The sequence below is a fragment of the Clostridium bowmanii genome, assembly GCF_018861315.1.
GTDB lineage: Bacteria > Bacillota > Clostridia > Clostridiales > Clostridiaceae > Clostridium_AD > Clostridium_AD bowmanii.
On the sequence record NZ_JAHLDL010000004.1, the window covers coordinates 138,818 to 159,387 of the forward strand.

The 20,570-nt window shown below is 28.4% G+C and carries 23 protein-coding genes and 1 pseudogene; 19 read left to right on the forward strand and 5 right to left on the reverse strand.

The features are described 5' to 3' along the window. Window positions 1-48 precede the first annotated feature (48 nt). The 8 genes from KPL51_RS04135 (at window position 49) to KPL51_RS04170 (ending at window position 5,545) form a co-directional block, all read left to right on the forward strand. Window positions 49-1,305 carry a DNA polymerase Y family protein gene (locus tag KPL51_RS04135; RefSeq protein WP_376770071.1) on the forward strand — a complete coding sequence of 419 codons (1,257 nt, stop codon included), beginning with the start codon at window positions 49-51 and terminating at the stop codon, window positions 1,303-1,305. A 22-nt stretch (window positions 1,306-1,327) separates the two neighbouring features. Beyond that, window positions 1,328-1,591: a hypothetical protein gene (locus tag KPL51_RS04140; RefSeq protein WP_216157780.1), complete on the forward strand. Its 264-nt coding sequence runs from the start codon at window positions 1,328-1,330 to the stop codon at window positions 1,589-1,591. Window positions 1,592-1,606: 15 nt separating this feature from the next. Further along, window positions 1,607-1,762 carry a hypothetical protein gene (locus tag KPL51_RS04145; protein ID WP_216157782.1) on the forward strand — a complete coding sequence of 52 codons (156 nt, stop codon included), beginning with the start codon at window positions 1,607-1,609 and terminating at the stop codon, window positions 1,760-1,762. Between the two features lie 102 nt (window positions 1,763-1,864). Next, window positions 1,865-2,254, forward strand: a complete 390-nt coding sequence (locus tag KPL51_RS04150; RefSeq protein ID WP_216157785.1) for a hypothetical protein — start codon at window positions 1,865-1,867, stop codon at window positions 2,252-2,254. Between the two features lie 181 nt (window positions 2,255-2,435). After that, a complete protein-coding gene (locus tag KPL51_RS04155) occupies window positions 2,436-2,801 on the forward strand; it encodes a DUF5658 family protein (RefSeq protein ID WP_216157787.1) in 366 nt (121 codons plus the stop codon). Window positions 2,802-3,045: 244 nt separating this feature from the next. Further along, window positions 3,046-3,816: a DUF4046 domain-containing protein gene (locus tag KPL51_RS04160; RefSeq protein ID WP_216157789.1), complete on the forward strand. Its 771-nt coding sequence runs from the start codon at window positions 3,046-3,048 to the stop codon at window positions 3,814-3,816. A gap of 329 nt (window positions 3,817-4,145) precedes the next feature. Beyond that, window positions 4,146-4,421, forward strand: a complete 276-nt coding sequence (locus KPL51_RS04165) for a hypothetical protein (protein WP_216157791.1) — start codon at window positions 4,146-4,148, stop codon at window positions 4,419-4,421. Between the two features lie 191 nt (window positions 4,422-4,612). Next, on the forward strand, window positions 4,613-5,545 hold the full coding sequence (locus KPL51_RS04170; RefSeq protein WP_216157793.1) for a hypothetical protein: 933 nt from the start codon (window positions 4,613-4,615) through the stop codon (window positions 5,543-5,545). Between the two features lie 53 nt (window positions 5,546-5,598). Here the strand turns inward: KPL51_RS04170 and KPL51_RS24250 are convergent, their stop codons facing one another. Beyond that, on the reverse strand, window positions 5,599-5,796 hold the full coding sequence (locus tag KPL51_RS24250) for a Ku protein (RefSeq protein WP_216157795.1): 198 nt from the start codon (window positions 5,794-5,796) through the stop codon (window positions 5,599-5,601). Between KPL51_RS24250 and KPL51_RS04180 the strand changes: the two genes are divergently transcribed. Continuing rightward, on the forward strand, window positions 5,711-5,974 hold the full coding sequence (locus KPL51_RS04180; protein ID WP_216157797.1) for a YgiT-type zinc finger protein: 264 nt from the start codon (window positions 5,711-5,713) through the stop codon (window positions 5,972-5,974). The two genes, KPL51_RS24250 and KPL51_RS04180, sit on opposite strands and share 86 nt — an antisense overlap. A gap of 392 nt (window positions 5,975-6,366) precedes the next feature. Here KPL51_RS04180 and KPL51_RS04185 read toward each other — a convergent pair whose 3' ends face one another. Further along, window positions 6,367-7,299 (reverse strand): hypothetical protein, encoded by a 933-nt coding sequence (locus KPL51_RS04185; protein ID WP_216157799.1) that lies wholly within the window; start codon window positions 7,297-7,299, stop codon window positions 6,367-6,369. 592 nt (window positions 7,300-7,891) lie between these two features. Then, on the reverse strand, window positions 7,892-8,524 hold the full coding sequence (locus tag KPL51_RS04190; RefSeq protein ID WP_216157801.1) for a hypothetical protein: 633 nt from the start codon (window positions 8,522-8,524) through the stop codon (window positions 7,892-7,894). A 697-nt stretch (window positions 8,525-9,221) separates the two neighbouring features. Here KPL51_RS04190 and KPL51_RS04195 point away from each other — a divergent pair. From KPL51_RS04195 to KPL51_RS04210, 4 genes are all read left to right on the forward strand, one after another. Beyond that, the gene (locus tag KPL51_RS04195; RefSeq protein ID WP_216157803.1) at window positions 9,222-9,863 is read left to right on the forward strand and encodes a hypothetical protein; all 642 of its coding nucleotides are present in this window, start codon (window positions 9,222-9,224) and stop codon (window positions 9,861-9,863) included. A gap of 74 nt (window positions 9,864-9,937) precedes the next feature. Beyond that, entirely contained in the window at window positions 9,938-10,267 is a 330-nt protein-coding gene (locus KPL51_RS04200; protein ID WP_216157805.1) for a hypothetical protein, read from the forward strand. A gap of 302 nt (window positions 10,268-10,569) precedes the next feature. Continuing rightward, the gene (locus KPL51_RS04205; RefSeq protein WP_216157807.1) at window positions 10,570-11,241 is read left to right on the forward strand and encodes a hypothetical protein; all 672 of its coding nucleotides are present in this window, start codon (window positions 10,570-10,572) and stop codon (window positions 11,239-11,241) included. A 67-nt stretch (window positions 11,242-11,308) separates the two neighbouring features. Beyond that, the gene (locus KPL51_RS04210; RefSeq protein ID WP_216157809.1) at window positions 11,309-11,716 is read left to right on the forward strand and encodes a hypothetical protein; all 408 of its coding nucleotides are present in this window, start codon (window positions 11,309-11,311) and stop codon (window positions 11,714-11,716) included. Between the two features lie 198 nt (window positions 11,717-11,914). Here KPL51_RS04210 and KPL51_RS24460 read toward each other — a convergent pair whose 3' ends face one another. Next, on the reverse strand, window positions 11,915-12,100 hold the full coding sequence (locus KPL51_RS24460) for a WG repeat-containing protein (protein ID WP_376770073.1): 186 nt from the start codon (window positions 12,098-12,100) through the stop codon (window positions 11,915-11,917). A gap of 533 nt (window positions 12,101-12,633) precedes the next feature. Here KPL51_RS24460 and iscB point away from each other — a divergent pair. From iscB to KPL51_RS04235, 5 genes are all read left to right on the forward strand, one after another. After that, window positions 12,634-13,887, forward strand: a complete 1,254-nt coding sequence (iscB, locus tag KPL51_RS04215; protein ID WP_216157811.1) for an RNA-guided endonuclease IscB — start codon at window positions 12,634-12,636, stop codon at window positions 13,885-13,887. A 1,542-nt stretch (window positions 13,888-15,429) separates the two neighbouring features. Continuing rightward, window positions 15,430-16,050 (forward strand): hypothetical protein, encoded by a 621-nt coding sequence (locus KPL51_RS04220; RefSeq protein ID WP_216157813.1) that lies wholly within the window; start codon window positions 15,430-15,432, stop codon window positions 16,048-16,050. 59 nt (window positions 16,051-16,109) lie between these two features. After that, window positions 16,110-17,306 carry an HNH endonuclease gene (locus tag KPL51_RS23340; protein WP_224853713.1) on the forward strand — a complete coding sequence of 399 codons (1,197 nt, stop codon included), beginning with the start codon at window positions 16,110-16,112 and terminating at the stop codon, window positions 17,304-17,306. 273 nt (window positions 17,307-17,579) lie between these two features. Further along, entirely contained in the window at window positions 17,580-19,019 is a 1,440-nt protein-coding gene (locus KPL51_RS04230; RefSeq protein ID WP_216157814.1) for an adenylate/guanylate cyclase domain-containing protein, read from the forward strand. Window positions 19,020-19,029: 10 nt separating this feature from the next. Further along, complete coding sequence (locus tag KPL51_RS04235) at window positions 19,030-19,593, forward strand: Pycsar system effector family protein (protein WP_216157816.1); 564 nt, start codon at window positions 19,030-19,032, stop codon at window positions 19,591-19,593. 196 nt (window positions 19,594-19,789) lie between these two features. On the opposite strand, the pseudogene KPL51_RS23345 reads toward KPL51_RS04235, so the two are convergent. Then, window positions 19,790-19,945 (reverse strand): annotated as a pseudogene (locus KPL51_RS23345) (tyrosine-type recombinase/integrase); the annotation flags it as partial. A gap of 10 nt (window positions 19,946-19,955) precedes the next feature. On the opposite strand from KPL51_RS23345, the gene KPL51_RS04240 reads away from it, so the two are divergent. Then, complete coding sequence (locus tag KPL51_RS04240; RefSeq protein WP_216157818.1) at window positions 19,956-20,300, forward strand: KilA-N domain-containing protein; 345 nt, start codon at window positions 19,956-19,958, stop codon at window positions 20,298-20,300. The last annotated feature ends 270 nt before the right edge of the window (window positions 20,301-20,570 follow it).

Below are 20,570 nucleotides of genomic sequence, written 5' to 3' on the forward strand. Positions count from 1 at the left end.
GAACTGATGTTCTAATAATTATAATGAGCTGCAAAAAGGAGGATGCTTATGAGCAGACTGATATTTCATATAGATGCAAATAGTGCTTACCTCTCATGGGAAGCATCATATAGACTTCAACAAGGAGAGAAATTGGATCTTAGAACGGTACCTTCTGTAATAGGTGGAGATGAAGAGAGTAGACATGGTATTGTATTAACTAAATCAATACCTGCTAAAAAATTTAATATTAAAACGGGAGAAACTTTATATAATGCTAGGGCAAAGTGTCCAGGGCTAGTAGTAGTACCACCAAGGTATTGGCTGTATATGAAATGCAGTTCAGCTATGAATAAAATATTTCAGGAATATACTCCACAGATTCAAAGATTTAGTGTAGATGAAAGTTTTTTAGACTTTTCAAATATGGAGCATTTATATCCTGACTATATGGTACTCGCTGAAACTATAAGCGAAAGAATAAAAAAGGAACTTGGATTTACAGTAAATATAGGGATTTCAAATAATAAGTTGCTTGCTAAAATAGCATCAGATTTTAAGAAACCGGATAAGATTCACACCTTATTTCCACATGAAATAAAAAAAAAGATGTGGCCACTTCCTGTGGAGGATTTATTTATGGTAGGTAGAGCTACAGCTCCCAAACTACATAATTTAAACATTAATACTATTGGTGATTTAGCAAACTATGATTTAGAAACTTTAAAATATAAATTAAAAAGTCATGGTCAAGTAATTTGGAATTTCGCCAATGGGATAGAATTTTCAGAAGTGCGAAAAAGTAATTATATTCAAATGAAGGGTATAGGTAATTCAACAACTATAAGATTTGATGTTGAAGATAAAGATACAGCTCATAAAGTGTTACTCTCCCTATGTGAAACTGTAGCTATGCGTTTAAGAGATTCACAGAACTGTTGTACAGTAGTGAGCATAAGTGTTAGAGGCAGTGACTTAATCTTTTATTCTCGCCAAAAGAAATTAGAAGTAGCAACTGATTCTACTCGTAGAATATACGAAATAGCATGTTATCTATTTGACAATGTGTGGAAGGGTAATGCAATAAGGCAACTAGGTATACACATAACAGGGTTTTGTGGGAATGATTTTTATCAGTGTTCTTTACTTGATACATTTAATTATGAGAAAGATAGAGAAATTAATAAAACTATAGATGAGTTAAGAGTTAAATTCGGTTCAGCAATTATAGTTAAGTCATGTTTTCTACATTCAGGGCTAAGTGCAATGTGTGGTGGAATGGCAGATGGAGAAGATGATTACCCATTAATGAGTGCCATGCTATAGAGGAAGGAGATATTAATAGTAGATGAAGGTTATAGCATTACCAATAGAAATGGTTTCTTATACAGATAACAAAGGAAATATAAAACCTATAAGGTTTAGAATGCAAGTAGGCGAGGAGCCTATGCAAGTTATAAAAATAGATAAAGTAATAGTAAAAGAGACTGAAAGACTTGCAGGTAACATTATGCTTGTGTATAAGTGTCAAAGCTTAATTGAAAATACAACAAAACTATTTGAGATTAAGTATGAGTTAGGTACCTGTAGGTGGATATTATTTAAAATCTGATAGGATGAGGGATATATGATGAAATTAATGTGTAAGTGTGGGAATATAGAAGATATTAAAACTGACATAAATGTTGAAAAGTTTATATTTAGAAGCAGTGAAGGTGGTATTTTAGTAATGGCCTGTAAGAAATGTAATGAAGAAGTATCTATCGTGTTAAAGAATAATTAGGAGTTCCAGGAGACTGGAGCTTTATTTTTATGTTTAGCAGGAAATGGAATATTTATGTAGAAATTATTAGGTGCATTAATGAGTAAAAAGGGGGGTGAACATATGAGGAATAAGCTAAAAGACTTGAGTGTCGTTTTAATTTGTATCTTCTCATTTTATTTATTAACCAATTTTGCAGTACCAGTAGAAGCAACTACATCCAAACAAGTACAGGCTGCTGTAAAAGTTACTGCAAGTGTAAATAACAAGACACCTAAACAAAATTCAACAGTTAATGTTACAGTAAATGGCCCTGCAAAAGGTTCTGTTAAAATAGTTTGCCATTATAAGTCTACCAATACTACATATAATGCAACTATAGGTACGAATGGTAAAGCAATAATACCAGTTAAGATAAGCCGGGCCACTAAGGGATATGCAGTAGTTACTAATGTATCTGTAACTTACAAAGGCAAGGTATATACTACTAAAACCTCATTTACACCTAAATAAGTATAGCAAAGATTGAAGTTGAAAAAATCTAACTTCAAATTTTTTATTTTGTATAATATATAAGCTTATTGATAGGTCATACGTGTACATTATCTATTGAAGGTTGCTCATGTTAGGTAAGTAATTTGCTAGGTTTAAAATATTGAGACATTGCCAATACTTCTAAATAGAGGTGATGGACATGTCTTTTATTATTGCTGTATTAAAAACAAGAGATTTAGGTTCAATAAAGAGAAAATTAATTACTATGTACATATTAAATGTAACAGATATTATATTTACGATTTTACTAGTCAACACAGGTATGTTCTTAGAAGTTAATGCTGTTATGGCGCCATTTGTAAACAATAGGCAATTATTAAGTATAATACTTAAGGTAGTAATTCCATTTGTATTATTGCTGGGGGTATACAAAAGAATCAAAGAAGCTACAGAAAAACAACTATACCAATCAAGCATTATTGTTAATGGGTGTTTAATATTTTATGGACTTATAAATGTATTCCATATTGTTTGGAGCATATTGTATATTGTGATGAAAATTTAGAAAAGGTAAGGGTAAGGGTAAAATTTCATTATGAATCAATAAATCGAAGCGACATAAGATAAAATTTTTTTTAGCTTGAATATTTATAAGGAAAGTGGACAAATTATTTAATATATTTAACCAATTAATTATATATCTTCCCTTAAGAGCCTATTGATACAAGGCTCTTTATTTTTTTGTTTTTAATACTGATTGATATTTAAAAGGTTTGTCAATAATTTAGAAAGTTAAGGGGGTTATTGGTATGCTTAACAATTTAAAAGTTGATTTTACTAGTTTAGAGGATTTAGAGATATACGAATGTTTATTACAAGGTAGAATTTCGAACTTCCCATCGGGTTTTTGGGCTAATAGAAGTACAGAAGAAGCAAAAGATGTTGCTATTAAGTTATTGAAATATTTAATTGATGAAAGACTTAAATTCAACAAAGAGGCGGTAGAGAGAGAAGTTTGCAAGAAGTTCTTAACTAGGTACAAGCTTCATACTGCTTCAAAGTTATTTGGACGTTCAGCTATTCGTTACATAATATGTACGTATCCAGAGATGAATTATCAACCTTGGAAGTTTAAGCAAGATAAAGTACCACAGAGTTACTGGACAATTGAAAAAAATAGAGTTGATGCTTTACAATACTTATTTGAGGTAGAATTGCAATGGAATATAAAGAATGTAAGAGAAAAATTATCTTGGAGTGTTCTTGAAGAAAATAGGTTAGGTACGTTACACAGATATTATCCTAGTTTATTTAAAATATTTAAAGCTGTATATCATTTTGATGTATGTCCCTGGGAAATAATAAATGGTGAAGTTCCTAATGGTACATGGGAAAGTGAAAATAATAGAATTAGTGCTGTGAAATGGTTGATTATTAGAATGAAAGAACAAGATGAAGAAATTGACAGAAAAGCTTTTGAAAAGTATGGATTAAGCATGCTGTTAAGTAAGTATTATGGTGATAATGTAGGAAGAGCTATAGGAGAAGCAATCGATGTTGAAACAACATATCTATTGTAATAATATCACCATAAAGTAAAAGTTCATAGTTTTTGTTTTGGAATAATTATATAACCATATTTTTCTATCAACAACAACATAATACTTTTAATTGATTGAATTAAAATATATCTATAATAATATTTCCTAAGGTGATTAATATGGGAAATAAGAAAAAGTATCTAAGTTTTGTTTTGGGATTGGACATAGATATTTAAGATGTATTATAATTGTAGTATCTAAATTTAACAGGGGGCAGCATTATGAATAGAGAAATAGTTTTATTTGTTTTGGGAGAAGAAATTTAAGGTAATTTACAAACGTATATAAACAATTTGACAAACATTTCTATGGAAATAAGAAATACAACTAATATTCAACAGCTTTTAAGTGAAATTGAGACAATAAGTATTTTGATTAAAGATATTAAGACAATAATAGATATTAGTGAAAAGACAATAACTTACACTATTGAGACAGATAGGCATAGGGACGAGGTTAGAAACTATTTTATAGAATTATTTCAATTACTTGATAGAATAAATTGTGCTATTAGGGATGAAAATGATGAATTATTACAAAATTACAATGAATCTCTTAGACAGACAATATCAGAATACAATTAAGCTCCAATTGATTTCTTAAAATACCGGATTATTCAAAAGAATTTTATATTACATGATTTAAGTATATTTAAAGATAGCCTCTTATTGATTTATATGAATTTAAGTTGTGAAATTTTTAATCATAGCAATTCGTACTTTTTTAACATATAATATCATCTATTAATGGTATATAATAAAAAAGAGGTGACTAAATGAAATATTCATCGAAAAAGGAATTCTTTGCTGTTCAAGATAAATTGTATGATGCAATCGAAAATATATTTAAAGAAGAGATCATATCGAATATAGACTATAAATTAATTGAGCAAGGACTTTTTTATACACCAGACAGAGATATAATAATTAGTAGGAAATTTACTGCTAATATTTATGTGTGGTTAAAAGAAATACAACAGTTAAAGGGCAATATAATTGATGAAATATCATTATGCTTGGCATATGACAGGATATATTCTGAATTTAATAGTCCAATAAGGGGTTCATTAAAATTCATCGAGAGAGAGCGGTTTTTAAAATTATCAATCTACGATTTATTTACATTTAGAGAGAAACTGGCACTTTTAATTTACCAAATATTTAACAGGCAAATTAAAATTTTTAAAAACAATTACATATGCATTAACAATAAAATAGAGAAAGTAAAAAAATTAAAGAAATTAGAAAAAAATGAAATTAGTTTTGAAAAAATCAATATTGGATTACAAAACATTGATATTTATGAGGAAAACATTACTTGGATTAATAATGATGAGTTTGAATTAATAAAAGATGTTATTAATCAACTTAGTACCAGTGAACATGTGAAAATATTCAAGGAAATTAGGCACCCGTTTACACATAGAAGTAATCCAGGAATAGATTGTCTTGGATTGAGAAGCTTTGAATTTAAAAAAGTAGATGATTTAACACGTAAAATGCAAATACATTTTGATACTGAGCAAGGAATAAAAAATGCTAAGGAATTAAACTATGTAATCAAATCGGCAATTCCATTAGAAAAAGAAATAAAGTTTGATGAAGCTATTGGCGATGTATTAGCTACTTGGAAATTATTTATTGATGGTTTGGAAATGCTACTTAAATCTGTGGAAATATTAAAGGCAGAGGTAAGTAAAGTTAATTAACATATTTATAAAACTGAATAATTCATAATAATACCGTATTATTTGAAAGAATTTTACGGTATTATTATGCCGTAATTAAAAAATGCACCTTGCATCTCACAATGACCGCAAGTATTTTTATATTTTATCCTTGAATTATCATCTTTGTGGAGTTGGTTAAAATGAATGTCATTATCTTGTGTAGCAGAGTACAGCGAAATTGGAATAGCAACAAGGCCAAAAGAAATAAATGTTTTATGCGCAATAGCCATCAAAAACACCCCACTTAACTTTGACGGACATACAATTATAATTAAAGGTGTACCAGCTAATATTTGTAAACAATGTGGTGGGTATTATGTAGAAAACAATATAGCCTTAAAGCTTGAAATAATAATTGAAGATGCAAAAAAGAATAAATCAGAAACATTAGTTATTAATTATTCGTAAATCGCAACTTAGGGAGTTAAATTTTAAGTAATGGTTACTTATTATTTAAGGCACAGATAATGAATCTGAAGGAGATTAAACAAATTTAGACTGATGAACGAACTTACCAACAGAAACAATACTTGAAATAAAAAAGGAAATGATGAAGTAGAAAAACAAAACGACTGTTGATTCCAATAAATGGTTGCGGTGAAAAATTAGCTATAAACCATTTTATTTTATTACAAAGCTATAAATTGGCTAAAAACACAAAAGGATATGTGATTTTAATGTCACATACCTTTTGGATCAATCTAGAATAGAATAGTTGTACCTCTGGCAGAGTTTAACTATGGCCAGTGCTAAGCTAATACAATATGTTTGGACAAGGCTTATATTATCTATCCAGGGTGTTATTCAATTGAAGAAATTTGTTCATCAGATATAGTTGTTAGTTGTACATTGAGTTTTTTCATGTGTAATTCTTGAATGCAGTATTGGATGTATAATTTTTGCGAATATAGGCACACAACATTATAAATCTGATTTGTTGTACTATTGGTTTTTATTGCCTGAATATCCAAACTACGTAACATATCTAAAGCGCTTAAATTATTTAGTACTAAGTTAATGTAAGTATTATCTTTAACTATATATTGTGTTTGTTTTTTATTAAATATTTGATTTTCTAATAATTCTGGAAATGCTACACCTATTATTTTTCTATCGAAATCACCTGTTCCCATTAGATTTAGAAGATTAATAAAACAGTCTTTTTGTGGTATTAGAAGAAGTTCATTTACATAAATATTGCTTGTAGATAACATTAGTACAAAGTCTTTATTCTTTGTAAAAATTATAACCCTATTAATAACATTTCTTTTGTTTTTTAGTTCTCTTATTATTTGTGTTTTTGCCTCACAAGTTAAAATTTTTGGAACATCATATATTAGATAAGCTATCTTATCAGCAGTTGTGGCTGCAGCTACAAATTGCATTCCTCTATTTAAATTGTTTTCCTTTTTATACTCAGCGGAAGTAAAAACTTTCATATTTGGAAGGAGGTATTTTAGTTCCGATGCCCTAGCTAATCTTCTTTGAGCAGGTATTGGCTTAGTAGCTACTATTATGGGAACCACACCTATACTCTCTAAGTATGCTTTACCCTTTATACCTAGTGTTATCAAATCATATTTTCTGATTATTATCTTTTCTTTTTCCATTTTTTCTAGTTTGGTTCTACAGTACCTTTTAGGGTAAATAGTTAAAGGTAGCTTAGCATTGCAAGCTCCGGTTTCATTCAGAGCTAATAGAAACTTCATATCTCTTTCGGTTAGTTTTATCATTTTTTATCTCCTTTTGTATCTATATTTTTAAGCATAATACATATAAAACATTTAATAATTTCTTTGTTTACTTTCTTCTATTTATTATTATTACATTATAATTTACTTTGATAATTTTCCTAAAGACCTCACTACTTTTTACTACATTTACTTTGTAAATCTTGCCTCAATTTTTCTTTTGATTTTTTATCTTTTTCATTTCTTATTACCTTCTTTCTTAAAGAAAAGAATCTCTTTTTTCTTTATATATCTATATAGTCATCTTTCTTTTTTTATATAAAAAATAGAAATATTTATTTTTAATGTTTATTTTTTGTAAGCAAAAAGTTCTATAGGTAACAGGGGTTCGCGTTGTTGGGGTTTTGTGGTAGGAATTTATTGTGGTGCAACGCTTATTATATAAATGCCCCTATTTCTTTTCTTAAAAATGACAATTTTATATTATTAAGCAATAAATTGTATTGGACAAAGCTTAAATATAGGGTATTAGTAAGGTAAGCCTACATTTGAATTTTTACTAGGTGCAGTGCTTATTAATAAAATGTTATTTATAGACATATTCATTATTCCAAATATTAGCACTTATGCACTGTTATAGTATGCATTTTATATCACTTTTTTTAATAATTGTAACAGTCATAAGACCCTGTCCTTTTGTTTCTTTTCCCTCGACTAAATAAGATACATAGTTATAACTATCATCATAAAAAAAATGTGAATATCTAAAAGAATCTATGATGTATTTAATCTCTATGTTGTCCACATCAAAGAACCTAGATTTGGCTATAGTGAATATAATAAGAACTGGTTCTTTATTGTAATTTGGTTTCTCTTCCATTCGATTTATGCCTTCAATAATTAAATACATAAGTGCATTTTTGATTTTAACAAACTTTTTCAAATAGTCTATTTTTAAAAATGGGACAAAGTTAAAATCCATAGTAAATATCTCAGTTTTACTATCATAGAAACATTTAGGAATTATAGGGTCTAAGGCTGTTTGGAATACTACATCTGTTATAATTTGTAACTCATGTAAATGTATCATTTCTTCAATGTAATCTGTTTTAATTGTTTCAAATTTTTCACAAAGATTATGATAATATTGTATATTTACATCTTGATATGTTTTAATAGGATGCTTATTTAACTCATCTAGCAAGGTACGGTACAGAGTATATTTACCTAATTCATCGTAAAATTCTTCTTCATTTTCATTTATCATTTTTAATAGCTCCTTTAGAATTTTTGTACAAGGTATTTAGCCCCTTTGTCACGGCTGGTTTGTTTAAAAATACGAAAATTCAAACCTTCTTTAATCTTATATAGCCAAACGGTATAAATAATATAAAAAAGTAGTAAATATTATTAGAAGGCCACTATTGAGTATAAAACATTTTCAATACTTGTTTCATTTTTGCGCCTTTTGTTATACTAAATGTTATCTGAATAGTGAAACTATTTAATCAAAGTTTTACAAATGGCGCTTTTGTTATACTGGTACTCTAATAAATGTTAAATAATGGTTTGTAATAAGCTTTATTAAAGTATAATAATTTATATTGATAAGTAAAAGTTTCATTTTAGGTCCTAAAATGAAACTTTTACATTTAACTGGTAAATTTGATCTGGAAGCAGTCTCGTTTTTGAGACTTGTTTATATAGGACAAATATTATAATACATTCAAAGTAAAGAATTAGCACGTTATGTTACATTCAAAATGAAATTTTTAAGGTATAGTCAATAGCAATGGTTACCGCTACTTTTAAAACTATCTAATTCTATCATAAGTTATTTAAAATCTATCTAAATAATCATTGACACTTTGATTTCGTTAGCATATAATAAGTTTAAAGATAAATAATGAATAAGTTTAAAGTAACCATTTAATTTATCTAAGATTATGCGAGGAGTGATTGCTATGGAACATAAAAATTTAATTTTGGACCTCTTGGAGGATGTTTCCACATTGAAGAAGATCATTGGTCAACATGAAATGGAAATAACCTCTTTAAAAAACTCTATTAATTACCTTAGTGTTGGACTTGAACAATCAAATTTAAATGAGCATTCTGAAGAAAATGATGGGTCTGGGAAAACTCGGGTGTCAACATTGAAATCAATTATATATTGTATCGAAAAATTTAATTTGATTTTAAAAGATGTACCTAATGCTAAAGTAAGAAAAACAAGGAGAGCTGAAAATTGCGATGTAATAATTAATACTCCTAATAATGTAATACAAATTAGGGTATTCACATCCAAGTCATATTCTAATGACCATGCGGGTGGATGGCACAGGATATCTAAATCTAAGGTATCGGATATAAATGTATTTATAATTGAATTTAAAGATAATTACTCTGCATTTATATTGACTAAGGACGAACTAATAGACTTGATGAGCCATAAACTCAAAGATTCATTAGATTTATACCACTTCTACTTCAACATTAAAAATGATGCAAATGGTAAGTTATTGCTCACAGAAGAAAGAGATGGTATCGTTTCAGCAAGTGATTTCTTTGAGAACTGGACTTTAATTAATAATTTCATTAATTAAAACGGTCTTATTTTTTGTTTAAGAGACAGACAAAAATACCATATTAGCTCTATTATTAATATAAACAAAATATATTGAGGAGTGATAATAATGGAACTTTACCTATAGTCCATGAAGTGATATATCCAGATGAGTTACTTCATATTCTTAAAGATACTATTGATAAAAATAATCAAATTTATGAGGATTACAGTAAAAATAAAATTCAATTAGATTATTTGATTAAAGCATTAGACCCTTTATTAAAAATCCGGGAGGAGGGTTTGACATTCCCCAATATTGACATCACACAAATTCCAGATGGAAATACCGTAAAAGAAGTAAAACTTGATATTAGAGATGAAAAGTTGATTTTTAAATGCATTGACATTCAACAAAAACTGCTTGCTAAAGTGTTTGGATAATTTAAAATTATTAAAAATAAGCAATGTCGTGAAATTAAACTTTCGCGACATTGCTTGTTTTTCAATTTCTATTATAATTAACTCATTAAAATAAACTGTATTTTTTAAAATTATTAGTAATTCAACAATATTCAACGATATATAGAATTATAGTGAGCTTAACTTACATAATAGCTATAAAACGCAATAATTGGTTATTGTTAATTCATATTTATTGTGGTAAATTTATATTATCAAATATGTAAAATACATTAAATTATAAAATACATCAAATATATAAAATTTTTAAGGGGGTTTGTATTTTGAAAATTCAAACTTTATTTAACAGATGCTTAGAAGAGGAGGAACGTAAAAGTGGTCACAGCATTACACTTCAGGAAATATCTGATGTGACTTTATTAAAAGTAGATGTCCTAAAATTAATAAAGACATCGCATTATCATGATATTAGTATTTTAGCCATTGGGGACCTTCTTACTATAGCAAATTACTTTAAAATTAAATTTCATGATTTTATAATAATTGAAGAAGATATTCAAATTTCCACTGAAGCTAATGAAGACAATAATGAACTAACTAAACAAATATTATCACCTTCATATTGTCGCACAGGTGATGAATTTAAAAGATCATTAAGCAATAGTAAAAATTACAATATTTATGAAGCTGTGCCTACATTGATAGACTCACTCTCAGATTTAATTGATAGAAATAATGGCATAATATTAGCTGGAGTTAGTTCAAATATAAATATAAAATATAGGACAAACGATGTACTAGTTCGCTTCTTCGCAAAAGATAATCAAATAATTATTAAGGATATACTTTTTGGTAAATCTATTGCGCTTGATCATAGAGAATTGTTTAAAGAAATATATAAAAAATATTTCTTTAAAACAAATAAATATTCAGTACAAACAGCAGCAGATGTAGCTATATTAATTTCACTTATTGAAGGTATGTCAATAGTATAACTGACCTTATGAAAGATGTATATTACATGAGAATATATAAACCAAAAAAAGAAATGGGGGTATTAATATGAAAACAACATCATTTCAGGAGTGGCTAGATGGAGTTAAACTAAGACACAATATATGTGAGCAAGACTTTGTATTTAATATATTGTGTACTTATGGACATAAATTATGGGCTAGTAACACTGAGCAAGCAAGTTATAGCAAAGACAGAGTTAATATTAAATCAGCTGTTGATGGTGCTAAGTTTGCAAAAATAGAATATATTAATGATAGATTTATACTATCAGGTAATACAGATGCACATCAGTACAAAGGGATGATAGAACAGGATATAACATTGAATAGAAACAAATGGGAACGAATAAAAGAAAAGATAAAGCATTACAATAGATACAAAGGTAAAGAAGGATCAATGGAAATTGATAGTACTAATGTAGAAGAAGTGATGGGTTTATTTGTAGTAAGATAAAATATGAAAATTGTTACTATCCTTTCGGTTTGTAATTTATTATGAGGATTGGGAGGATTTTTTAAAATTATAAAGTAAACGAATGTTTTATTATACTAGTGGCAGTAAATATGAAGGTGAATGGTCACTAGGAGAACGACATATTTTAACCTAGTTAAGTGTCTACCTATCTATCTCTATTGCGTTTACTATCAATAATTAAAGAAAGCACCTATAAATTAATATAGATGCTCTTACTGAATAATATTTTTTTATATAGTATTTATTAGTAAGAGGATTAATAGTAAATCCATATTTACAACCAACTTTAACCATTGCTAACCCTCCACTAAAAATATTTACCTTATCAAATTGAGGTTTAATAATGATTTTACTAGTAGTGATTTGAGAATACTAATTATTTAATATGAACGTTCTATATATAGTTTATAAAAGTAGACTTTTATGAACTATATTTTTATCAATTTGGCAAGTGTTGAAAAGGCACTAGTTAAAATGTCTGTTTTATATAGTGAATGTATCTATTGTTATTTTATTATTAATTTAGCATTAGCAATGTCTATGTATATTATTGTTATTTTTACTGCATAATAATTTTATAACCTTTTACTTTAAAGCTAAAAAAAGGAACTTTAAATAATTGAAAATTGTAATTAATCGGAACATTTAGATATATTATGGTGATTATTTGATGTTTTCAAGCCTAAATGAGTGTAGTAAATTGAAAAATTTATAGCATGATGAATTACGATTATATAGAAAGTTAAAGACTTACCATCGGATTTCTCTAGTCCTATGCTCTAAGAATGTGGCAGGATGACCGACTACTAATGTTCTGTAGTCAAACACCTAAACATATGAACTCTATATTGTCATTGGCAAAGGGGAAAATTCTCTGAAAAGATGGGTGGTTAGAAATGACCGAAATTATTAAAAATAAAGAATATGCCTTTGTATTAGATATAAACGACAAGAAATTATCTCCTACAAATATTAAAAATGCTTGGTTTCTTATTAGAAAGCAAAAAGCAACTATTATTATTAAATATCCTATGGTTATTAAATTAAAAAGGGAAATACTCAATTGTGAGTTAGACAATTCAGAACACATTTTTGGTCATGATGATGGTTCAAAATATGTTGGTATATCAATTGTACAAAAATGTAAAACTAAAAACAAACCTACGTTGAAAGGTACTATTATACTACGTCAAAATGTTAGTGCTTTAATGAGAGTTAGAAGACATCGTCGTGCTTATCGAAGGTCTAATAAAAGATATAGACCTAGGAGAGTTAATAACAGATTTAACAGTAATAAAAAAGAAAGAATATCTCCGACTATTAAACAAAAACGTGAAACTATCCTTAGAATGATACATATACTTAGCAAATATATCAATATAAGAGAATATCATTTGGAAGATGTAGTAATAGATATAAAACTATTAACCGAAGGGAACAAGTTAGACATAGGTCAATATCAAAAACCTAACAGAATGAATAAAAATTTAAGAAAAGCAACAATTATAAGGGATAATTATAAGTGCATGGAATGTGGTAAAACTAATTGCAAGCTACAAGCTCATCATATTGTTCCAGTGAGATTAAAAGGTGCTGATACATTAGAAAATTCAATTACTTTATGTATTAGTTGCCATAAAAAAGTAACCGGTACAGAGGAATTATATATAGATAAATTCCAAAAAATTATTGGTGGTAAAAATACAAGATATGATTATGCACAACATGTAATGCAAGGGAAAACTTATTTGAGAAATGAATTAAGTAAACTAGGGAAATTGGTTTTAACAACTGGCAAAGATACTGCCAATAAACGTATAAAATGGAACATTAAAAAGTCTCACTCTAATGATGCTATTGTAATAACTAATTTAACAATTAATAATGATGATTGCAACATAAAAGATTGGGCAATTAAACCTATTAGAAAAAAATCTAAAGCAATTATTAAAGAAATGAATGGATTTAGACATAGAGATTTAGTAAAGTACACAAAAAAAGATGGTTCATACTACATTGGTTATATTATAGCATTTCGATTTAAGAAAAAAGAATGTAATATAACTACTTGCGAAGGTGAAATATTAAGAGGATATAGTGTTAATCGTTTAAAGTTAATTTGGAGCTTTAATAAAATGTATTGGCTATAAAATTATGTCTACTGATTAAATGAAATGAGTTTGCAGCTAATGTTGAAAATCTGAATTCTAGTATAGATATATTGATAGAAAATACCGGTAGATCAAGTGGGTTTAAGTTAAGCGCAACATAGATAATATCGTTGTCGAATGAAATCTAAATAAATTATACATTCGATATTTAAAGAGGGTCTAGCAGACATTTGGGGATACTATCACTTGGATAGTATCCCTAAATACTTATGTTTTCTAGTAATATTTATCAAAACATTGTTGACTCAATGGTTATTGTTTATTACCTTTGACTGCTTTTTATAATAAATTTAAATATATAAATCAATTGATAAAAACAACTTCATCCATAGGGGCATTTTATATATTATATGCATTATTAAATGATTATTTTGAGACATGCATCCACAAATCGGAAAATAGAACTTCATTATTTTTTATTTACATTTAATAAGATTAGAAATGTCCTGTGTTTGCTTTAATCTTCTTTTATCCTTACTTAAAAAGAAATGAATAATTTGTCCTGCTAAATAATAAAACTCGGACGCATCCTCTACAGAGTTAACACTTTTTGTCGTTAATTTTTCTTTTTTAAATTTCTCTTATTTGATATATTGATTTCATGGATATCTAGCACCTTTTCTAATATTTGATATACTCATATATAGCACTTTATTTTAGTTGTTTGTAGCAAAAGCTTAAGTTAAACAATTTCAATAAATTTCTTGTTTTCATTTAGCAATAATAATATACAATTTCATATTGCATGGTATTGATGGTTATATTACTCATAATTAGATTTATTGAAAATACAAAAAAACGAACAAAAAAAGAATGATAAGAAAGTACCAGCAATCTTATCATCATACTCAAACTCACAATTAGTTTAAATTATTAATCTCATAAATAGATCTCACAACTATTACTTATTTAAATTATACCACATTAAATATATAATATTCATTCTTAAATATACAATACAAAAAAAACGGTGCTAGTTTCAATTTAATTAACTTAATATATTAAGTCGGACATGATAACATCTCGATAGATAGCCTACATTTAACATAAGGACTGCATATAAAACAATTGAAGTGTCTTTGTTAAATTAATTATGACAGAAATAAAAGGGGTATATAAAGTTTACCCCTTTTTTTACCACGTATAGACTGTATTTAATAGGGATTGCTTAAACTTAGTTAAAAAGTTAAATGACTATATGGAAGGGATAGAAGGCTTTTGGGATTTAATTAAACTTGCTTCATACGAACAAGTTGGTCGTAGGTTCGACTCCTGTCCGAATCCTAAAATATATGCTATTTTATAGGCTAATTATTATGTAGGTTTATACATAAAAAAAATTGAATTATATGCAAGACAACACAAATGCAACGGTATATTTAAGAACTTATCTTAAATATGCCGTTGTTAATTAAAAATCCCATCATATAGTTATATTGACATAAATAATAAAACGTTGCATATTTTGTAATAAAATAGTAGTATAACTTATGGTATAATCAAAATTATTGGGGGCTTAATATGGGATTTTGGGACAAAGTTGGGAAATTTGCAGCAACAATTATAGAGGAAGGACCTGAATTACTGTCTGCACTTGCTGAAAAAGGTGCAAAACAACAAGGACAAGCATTAAAAAATGCAGAGCATAGAATTAATGAATATGAGAGGAAAGTATCAAATTCTCAGCAATCAAAGGAAATGAATAATCCAGAATATGCAAGAAGAATAAATGATGCGAAACAAAAATTAGAAAATGTTAAAATAGAAATCAACAAAAAAACTGGAACAGGTAGTTGTGGAACTGCAACATTAAAAAGCGCAGCTAATTCTAGTAATCTAGAAAATAGCCCAGGAGTGTACATTTTGAGATTAGATGGCGAATTAATGAAAGTAGGAAGTGCTGTGATTGGAGTGCAGAAAAGAATGCAGCAATATTATGGTTTAAACACAGCTTGTGGATTAAATAAACATATCAATAATGAAAATAGAGATAGAATAACTATAGCATGGCAACATTGTTCGACAGATAAATGCAACGAGTTGGAATCAAAGCTTTTTAATAAATACGGTGGAGTTCAAAATATGCCTTGGGCTGAAAGAAGGCCAAATTGTAGCAATGATTCAGTGTCATTAAAAATATAATCTCGTTATAATTAAAAGTACTTAAGGTGATTAAATATGAAATATGAGGAGATTAGAGTATGATTAAACTAACGGTAGAGCAAATAAAGCTTGCAGAACAGCTTTTGATTACAGTTATGAAAAAAGAACCTTGTGTAGAATATAAAGAATTAGGGGATAGAGTTGAACCGATAATTCATCATAGGCAAGTTCCACGAAACATTGGAGTTATTTCAGAACTGTGCTTTGAATTGGGATTGCCATTTCTTTCAGCAAAAGTTATTACTAAAGGTAGAGATGTAGCTGGATCAGGATTTTATAAGCTTTATGTTGAATATTTTCCTGAAGCTAAAAAATTAACCCCTAGAGAGGTATTTAAGGAAGAATGTAAGAAAATTAGAGAATTTACTGAATGGTATAAGCTTGCAGATTATTTGAAAATAGATATTGACTTGCCTAGACCGACAACAAAAGTAGATAATGATGTTAAATTATCAATAAGAATACTGCCAATGAGCAAAGCAGAATTTCCGAGATGGAGTATAGAGGATGTTCAGAATAACTATTTTTTAGGAAGACTTATAAATAATCAAAATGGTATGTATTATTTCAAGAAATATGGAATGGACGTAAATGAAGGTTCTCTAGTACTCTTCCAATTTGATAATTTGATTATAGCCACGGCAGAGCTTTTGAGTATTGATAGGTTTGATACACCTGTGGATGGTGAAAATTATGGGGTATATAGGTTTGATGTGAATTCGGTTAAGGTATTTCAATCAATTACGTTAGCTGAAATAAATAGAATAGATAATAATATAACTGTTTTTTCACAGTCTAAACAAAAAATAGATTCTCAATTTTTGGATAAAATTAGTAACTTAATTAAATCAAAGCAAATTCCGATTTTACCTGATGAACTTCCAAGGCAATACAACGGGAAAATTATTGAAGGAGCAAAAAGACAGATTGTTGTTAATGCCTATGAAAGAAGCTACAAAGCAAGAAAAGCATGTATAGAACATTATGGATTTATATGTGTAGTTTGTGGCTTTGATTTTGCAAAGGTTTATGGTGAGGAATTTGAAGGGATAATACATGTTCATCATGTAAAGCCACTTTCTGAAATTCATGAATCTTATGAAGTTAATCCTATAAAGGATTTGAGACCAGTTTGTCCTAATTGCCATTCAGCCTTGCACTCTAAAATTGATGGAAGGTTTTATGATATAGATGAATTGAAATCTAAAATTGTAGGAGGGCTACAAAAGGGATGAAGATATTTATATAACCGTCTTGTTGATTTTATTTTTATTTTATATTCGATATTAAAGGGGCGTATTGAGGAAAATAAACTCAGTAAAATGACGATAAACAAAGAGAAGATAATGATAATAAATTTTATGACTATATAAACCGTATAAAAAGATTTTATATAAAAGGAGAAATTATAACTTTATAATAAAACAAGTCTATGTTACGAAAGAAATCTTATGGACAGTGCAATGAACGATTGGTACATAACAAATTGTAAATAGAGGTGAAGTTATATGTCTGTAGATATAAATAAAAATGAATATGAATTTGTCTCATCTGCCATTGATAAGATATTATCTGATCCGATAGAGAATATTGAATTAACTGATGGGATTCCACCATTATCCGATGTATCCGATTCTAACAAAGTATTTAAAGGTAAACTATCAATACTTTTTGTGGATATGCGTAAATCGTCTGAATTGACTGATGAGTTAAAATCAAAGAAGATGGTTAAAATTTATCGTTCATTTATTAGGTTAATAATTCAAGCAATTAGATATTCAGGGGGGTATAGCAGACAATTCGCTGGCGATGGAATAATGGGTGTGTTTCAGGATTCTATTGATAATGACATAAATAAATTGTCATCCCAAAAAGCTATAAAGGCTGGAAGGTATATAACAACACTTATAGATTATTGTTTAAATCCATTACTTAAAAAGCATATTAAAGGGATAAATATTGGGTGTGGCATTGGAATATGTACTGGACCAATTATGATTGCAAAAGCAGGTATGCGCGGCAAGGAAGCCGATGAAAGCTGCGAAAATGAACTTGGAATTGTATGGGTAGGCTCAACAACCAATAATGCTAGTAGATATTGCAGCTTAGCCTATGGCGGTGAGATATTCATAGATGCGGACACATTTAATGAATTTGAAATAGATGATAGTAAATGGGTGGAGGTATCAAGAGTTAAAGGAACGCGAACGTATAAGGGTTATATAGCTACAGACTATTACTTGGAACTGGATGAAAGTATACAAGTAGACCATGTAAAAGCAATATTGGCAACAGATAGTAAAAATTCGTTTGTTAAGGATATATTTGATCAGATGACGAAAGAAGCTGTGACTCTCATTGACGAGATTGCGAAAAAATCTGCAGAAGGTGCGATCAAACTCGATGAATTAAAAAAGAGAGAGGAACAGATTAAAGTAAAGGAGGCCATTAATTTACAAAATGAAACAAAATTAAATCAATTCCAATCGCAATTAAATGCAAAGCAGTCTTCAGTAAACAGTATTGATGCGAAAAATAAAAGAGATGAATATGAACTTAATTTTAAAATATTCTCAATTGTACATTGTAAAAAGAATTTACAGGTTGAAATGGGAAAAGATTTTTGGGAAAAGCATTTGAAACTTTTAATAGAGCTAGGGTCAAGAATTGATAAAAATGAAACAATTGTAAAAGCTGAAATATGCTATGCTTTAGTAGATATATATCAAAATCTTAATATGAATACAGAGGCATACTTCGCATTATGCATTCAGGCTGAATACAATTCATGGATTTTAGACACTACCGTAGAAAACATTGTAAGAAAGACAGGTTGTCATTCTCAGATAAAAGGTGTTATCGAAAGGCGTTTATTGAAACCATTGACCGCTGAAACTCGAGATTATTTGGTGAAATGTATAGACAAACTTAAATTAATGGGCTATTAGGGGGCTATTCATGGATGAAGAGAGTTTTGCATATGAAAAAGATGATCTATACCAGACACTTGACCGCATAAATCTATGGATTGAAAATAGTGATACAAAAACTTCGATTGCAATTGGTGCAATCGGAGTTGTTTTTGCGATTTTATTATCTAAAGACTATGCTGTTAAATTTAAAAATATAATAATCAGTATGATTAATAGTAAAAATTTTTTTTCGTTCTTATATCTTGCTGTTCTTGGTATTTCTATATACGTTATTTGTAAAGGATGTCACTATTTATTTAAAGTATTAGTGCCTCGAACAGATATGAATTTATATAAAGAATCAGGAATAAAAGTGGATTCATCGATTTTCTTTTCAACAATAGCAAACACTAGATCATACAAGGATTTTAAGAAAATCATTGGGAAAAGCACTAAAGCTGTACAAAGGAATGACTTAATCTCACAAATTTACATATGCTCAAAAATATGTGATCTAAAATTCAAAAACTACAAAAGGGGAATAACTCTAGTTTCCGTAGGATTTATAATTTTTGTAATTGTAATAATTATTGGTTTAATAATAACTTAACTTCAAGATATTTAATTATAATTAGGATTGGACAGTGCATTAAAGTCCTTAAAAAAAAGCTCAATAATACAAAAGCATAGGTGACTAAATGTAATGTAATTGTAAATAATACCAGGTTCTTGCTACTTATTTATTTAATATCAATAGTTAGTGAGTATGCACAGTTTTAAAGGAGATATCTTAAGTGATATCTCCTTTAAAACTGTACTATCGAATACAACTCATATTTTTGCTCTTGATTAATACCAATGTATCTAAGTGAAATGCTAGGAGAAGATTGACTAAAAGTATCCATGATTAATCCAATGTTATACTTGGAAAGGTTATATGTCCAATATACCCAGGTCTTACGCGTGTAACTAATGCATAAGAATAAAGAATACAAAGCAACTATAAATGCAAACGGAGCAGAGATTTCTGTTGTTTCAAAGGGAAATGAAGATGATTATATTAGTTTAACTGATATTGCGAAATATAAAAGTGATGAACCAAATGATGTTATCCGTAATTGGCTTAGAAATAAAGATACTATAGAATTTTTAGGATTATGGGAGAAGAGGAATAATCTAAATTCTAAACCCGCCGAATTCGATGGGTTTAGAAATGAAGCAGGTAAAAATGGATTTGTATTATCTCCACAAAAATGGGTATCAACAACAGATGCAATTGGTATTATTTTAAAATCTGGTAGGTATGGTGGTAAATAAAAAATCTTAAAGAAACTAAAACCTGTCATTGGGAGTCTTGAGAGTTCAGGTTGGGAATTTTGTGGATGTTACTTATATAATTCACTTCTTATAATGGACAGTGATATAGTTAGGTACGGTTCGCCTCCACCATACATAAACAACAAGTTTGATACAATGGAAAACCCTTGAATTCAGGGGTTTTTGTTGTTTTTTGGAGTATTTGTAGTAGTGATCAAAAAGAGTTCTGAGGCTAGGGATACGGAAATATAATAAGAAAAATGCACAACT

What these genes read in the sequence shown, in the direction of transcription:
- KPL51_RS04135 (WP_376770071.1), top strand. Translation starts at nt 49, where the DNA reads ATGAGCAGACTGATATTTCATATAGATGCAAATAGTGCTTACCTCTCA.
- KPL51_RS04140 (WP_216157780.1), top strand. Translation starts at nt 1,328, where the DNA reads ATGAAGGTTATAGCATTACCAATAGAAATGGTTTCTTATACAGATAAC.
- KPL51_RS04145 (WP_216157782.1), top strand. Translation starts at nt 1,607, where the DNA reads ATGATGAAATTAATGTGTAAGTGTGGGAATATAGAAGATATTAAAACT.
- KPL51_RS04150 (WP_216157785.1), top strand. Translation starts at nt 1,865, where the DNA reads ATGAGGAATAAGCTAAAAGACTTGAGTGTCGTTTTAATTTGTATCTTC.
- KPL51_RS04155 (WP_216157787.1), top strand. Translation starts at nt 2,436, where the DNA reads ATGTCTTTTATTATTGCTGTATTAAAAACAAGAGATTTAGGTTCAATA.
- KPL51_RS04160 (WP_216157789.1), top strand. Translation starts at nt 3,046, where the DNA reads ATGCTTAACAATTTAAAAGTTGATTTTACTAGTTTAGAGGATTTAGAG.
- KPL51_RS04165 (WP_216157791.1), top strand. Translation starts at nt 4,146, where the DNA reads ATGGAAATAAGAAATACAACTAATATTCAACAGCTTTTAAGTGAAATT.
- KPL51_RS04170 (WP_216157793.1), top strand. Translation starts at nt 4,613, where the DNA reads ATGAAATATTCATCGAAAAAGGAATTCTTTGCTGTTCAAGATAAATTG.
- KPL51_RS04180 (WP_216157797.1), top strand. Translation starts at nt 5,711, where the DNA reads ATGTCATTATCTTGTGTAGCAGAGTACAGCGAAATTGGAATAGCAACA.
- KPL51_RS24250 (WP_216157795.1), bottom strand. Translation starts at nt 5,796, where the DNA reads ATGGCTATTGCGCATAAAACATTTATTTCTTTTGGCCTTGTTGCTATT.
- KPL51_RS04185 (WP_216157799.1), bottom strand. Translation starts at nt 7,299, where the DNA reads ATGATAAAACTAACCGAAAGAGATATGAAGTTTCTATTAGCTCTGAAT.
- KPL51_RS04190 (WP_216157801.1), bottom strand. Translation starts at nt 8,524, where the DNA reads ATGATAAATGAAAATGAAGAAGAATTTTACGATGAATTAGGTAAATAT.
- KPL51_RS04195 (WP_216157803.1), top strand. Translation starts at nt 9,222, where the DNA reads ATGGAACATAAAAATTTAATTTTGGACCTCTTGGAGGATGTTTCCACA.
- KPL51_RS04210 (WP_216157809.1), top strand. Translation starts at nt 11,309, where the DNA reads ATGAAAACAACATCATTTCAGGAGTGGCTAGATGGAGTTAAACTAAGA.
- iscB (WP_216157811.1), top strand. Translation starts at nt 12,634, where the DNA reads ATGACCGAAATTATTAAAAATAAAGAATATGCCTTTGTATTAGATATA.
- KPL51_RS04220 (WP_216157813.1), top strand. Translation starts at nt 15,430, where the DNA reads ATGGGATTTTGGGACAAAGTTGGGAAATTTGCAGCAACAATTATAGAG.
- KPL51_RS23340 (WP_224853713.1), top strand. Translation starts at nt 16,110, where the DNA reads ATGATTAAACTAACGGTAGAGCAAATAAAGCTTGCAGAACAGCTTTTG.
- KPL51_RS04230 (WP_216157814.1), top strand. Translation starts at nt 17,580, where the DNA reads ATGTCTGTAGATATAAATAAAAATGAATATGAATTTGTCTCATCTGCC.
- KPL51_RS04235 (WP_216157816.1), top strand. Translation starts at nt 19,030, where the DNA reads ATGGATGAAGAGAGTTTTGCATATGAAAAAGATGATCTATACCAGACA.
- KPL51_RS04240 (WP_216157818.1), top strand. Translation starts at nt 19,956, where the DNA reads ATGCATAAGAATAAAGAATACAAAGCAACTATAAATGCAAACGGAGCA.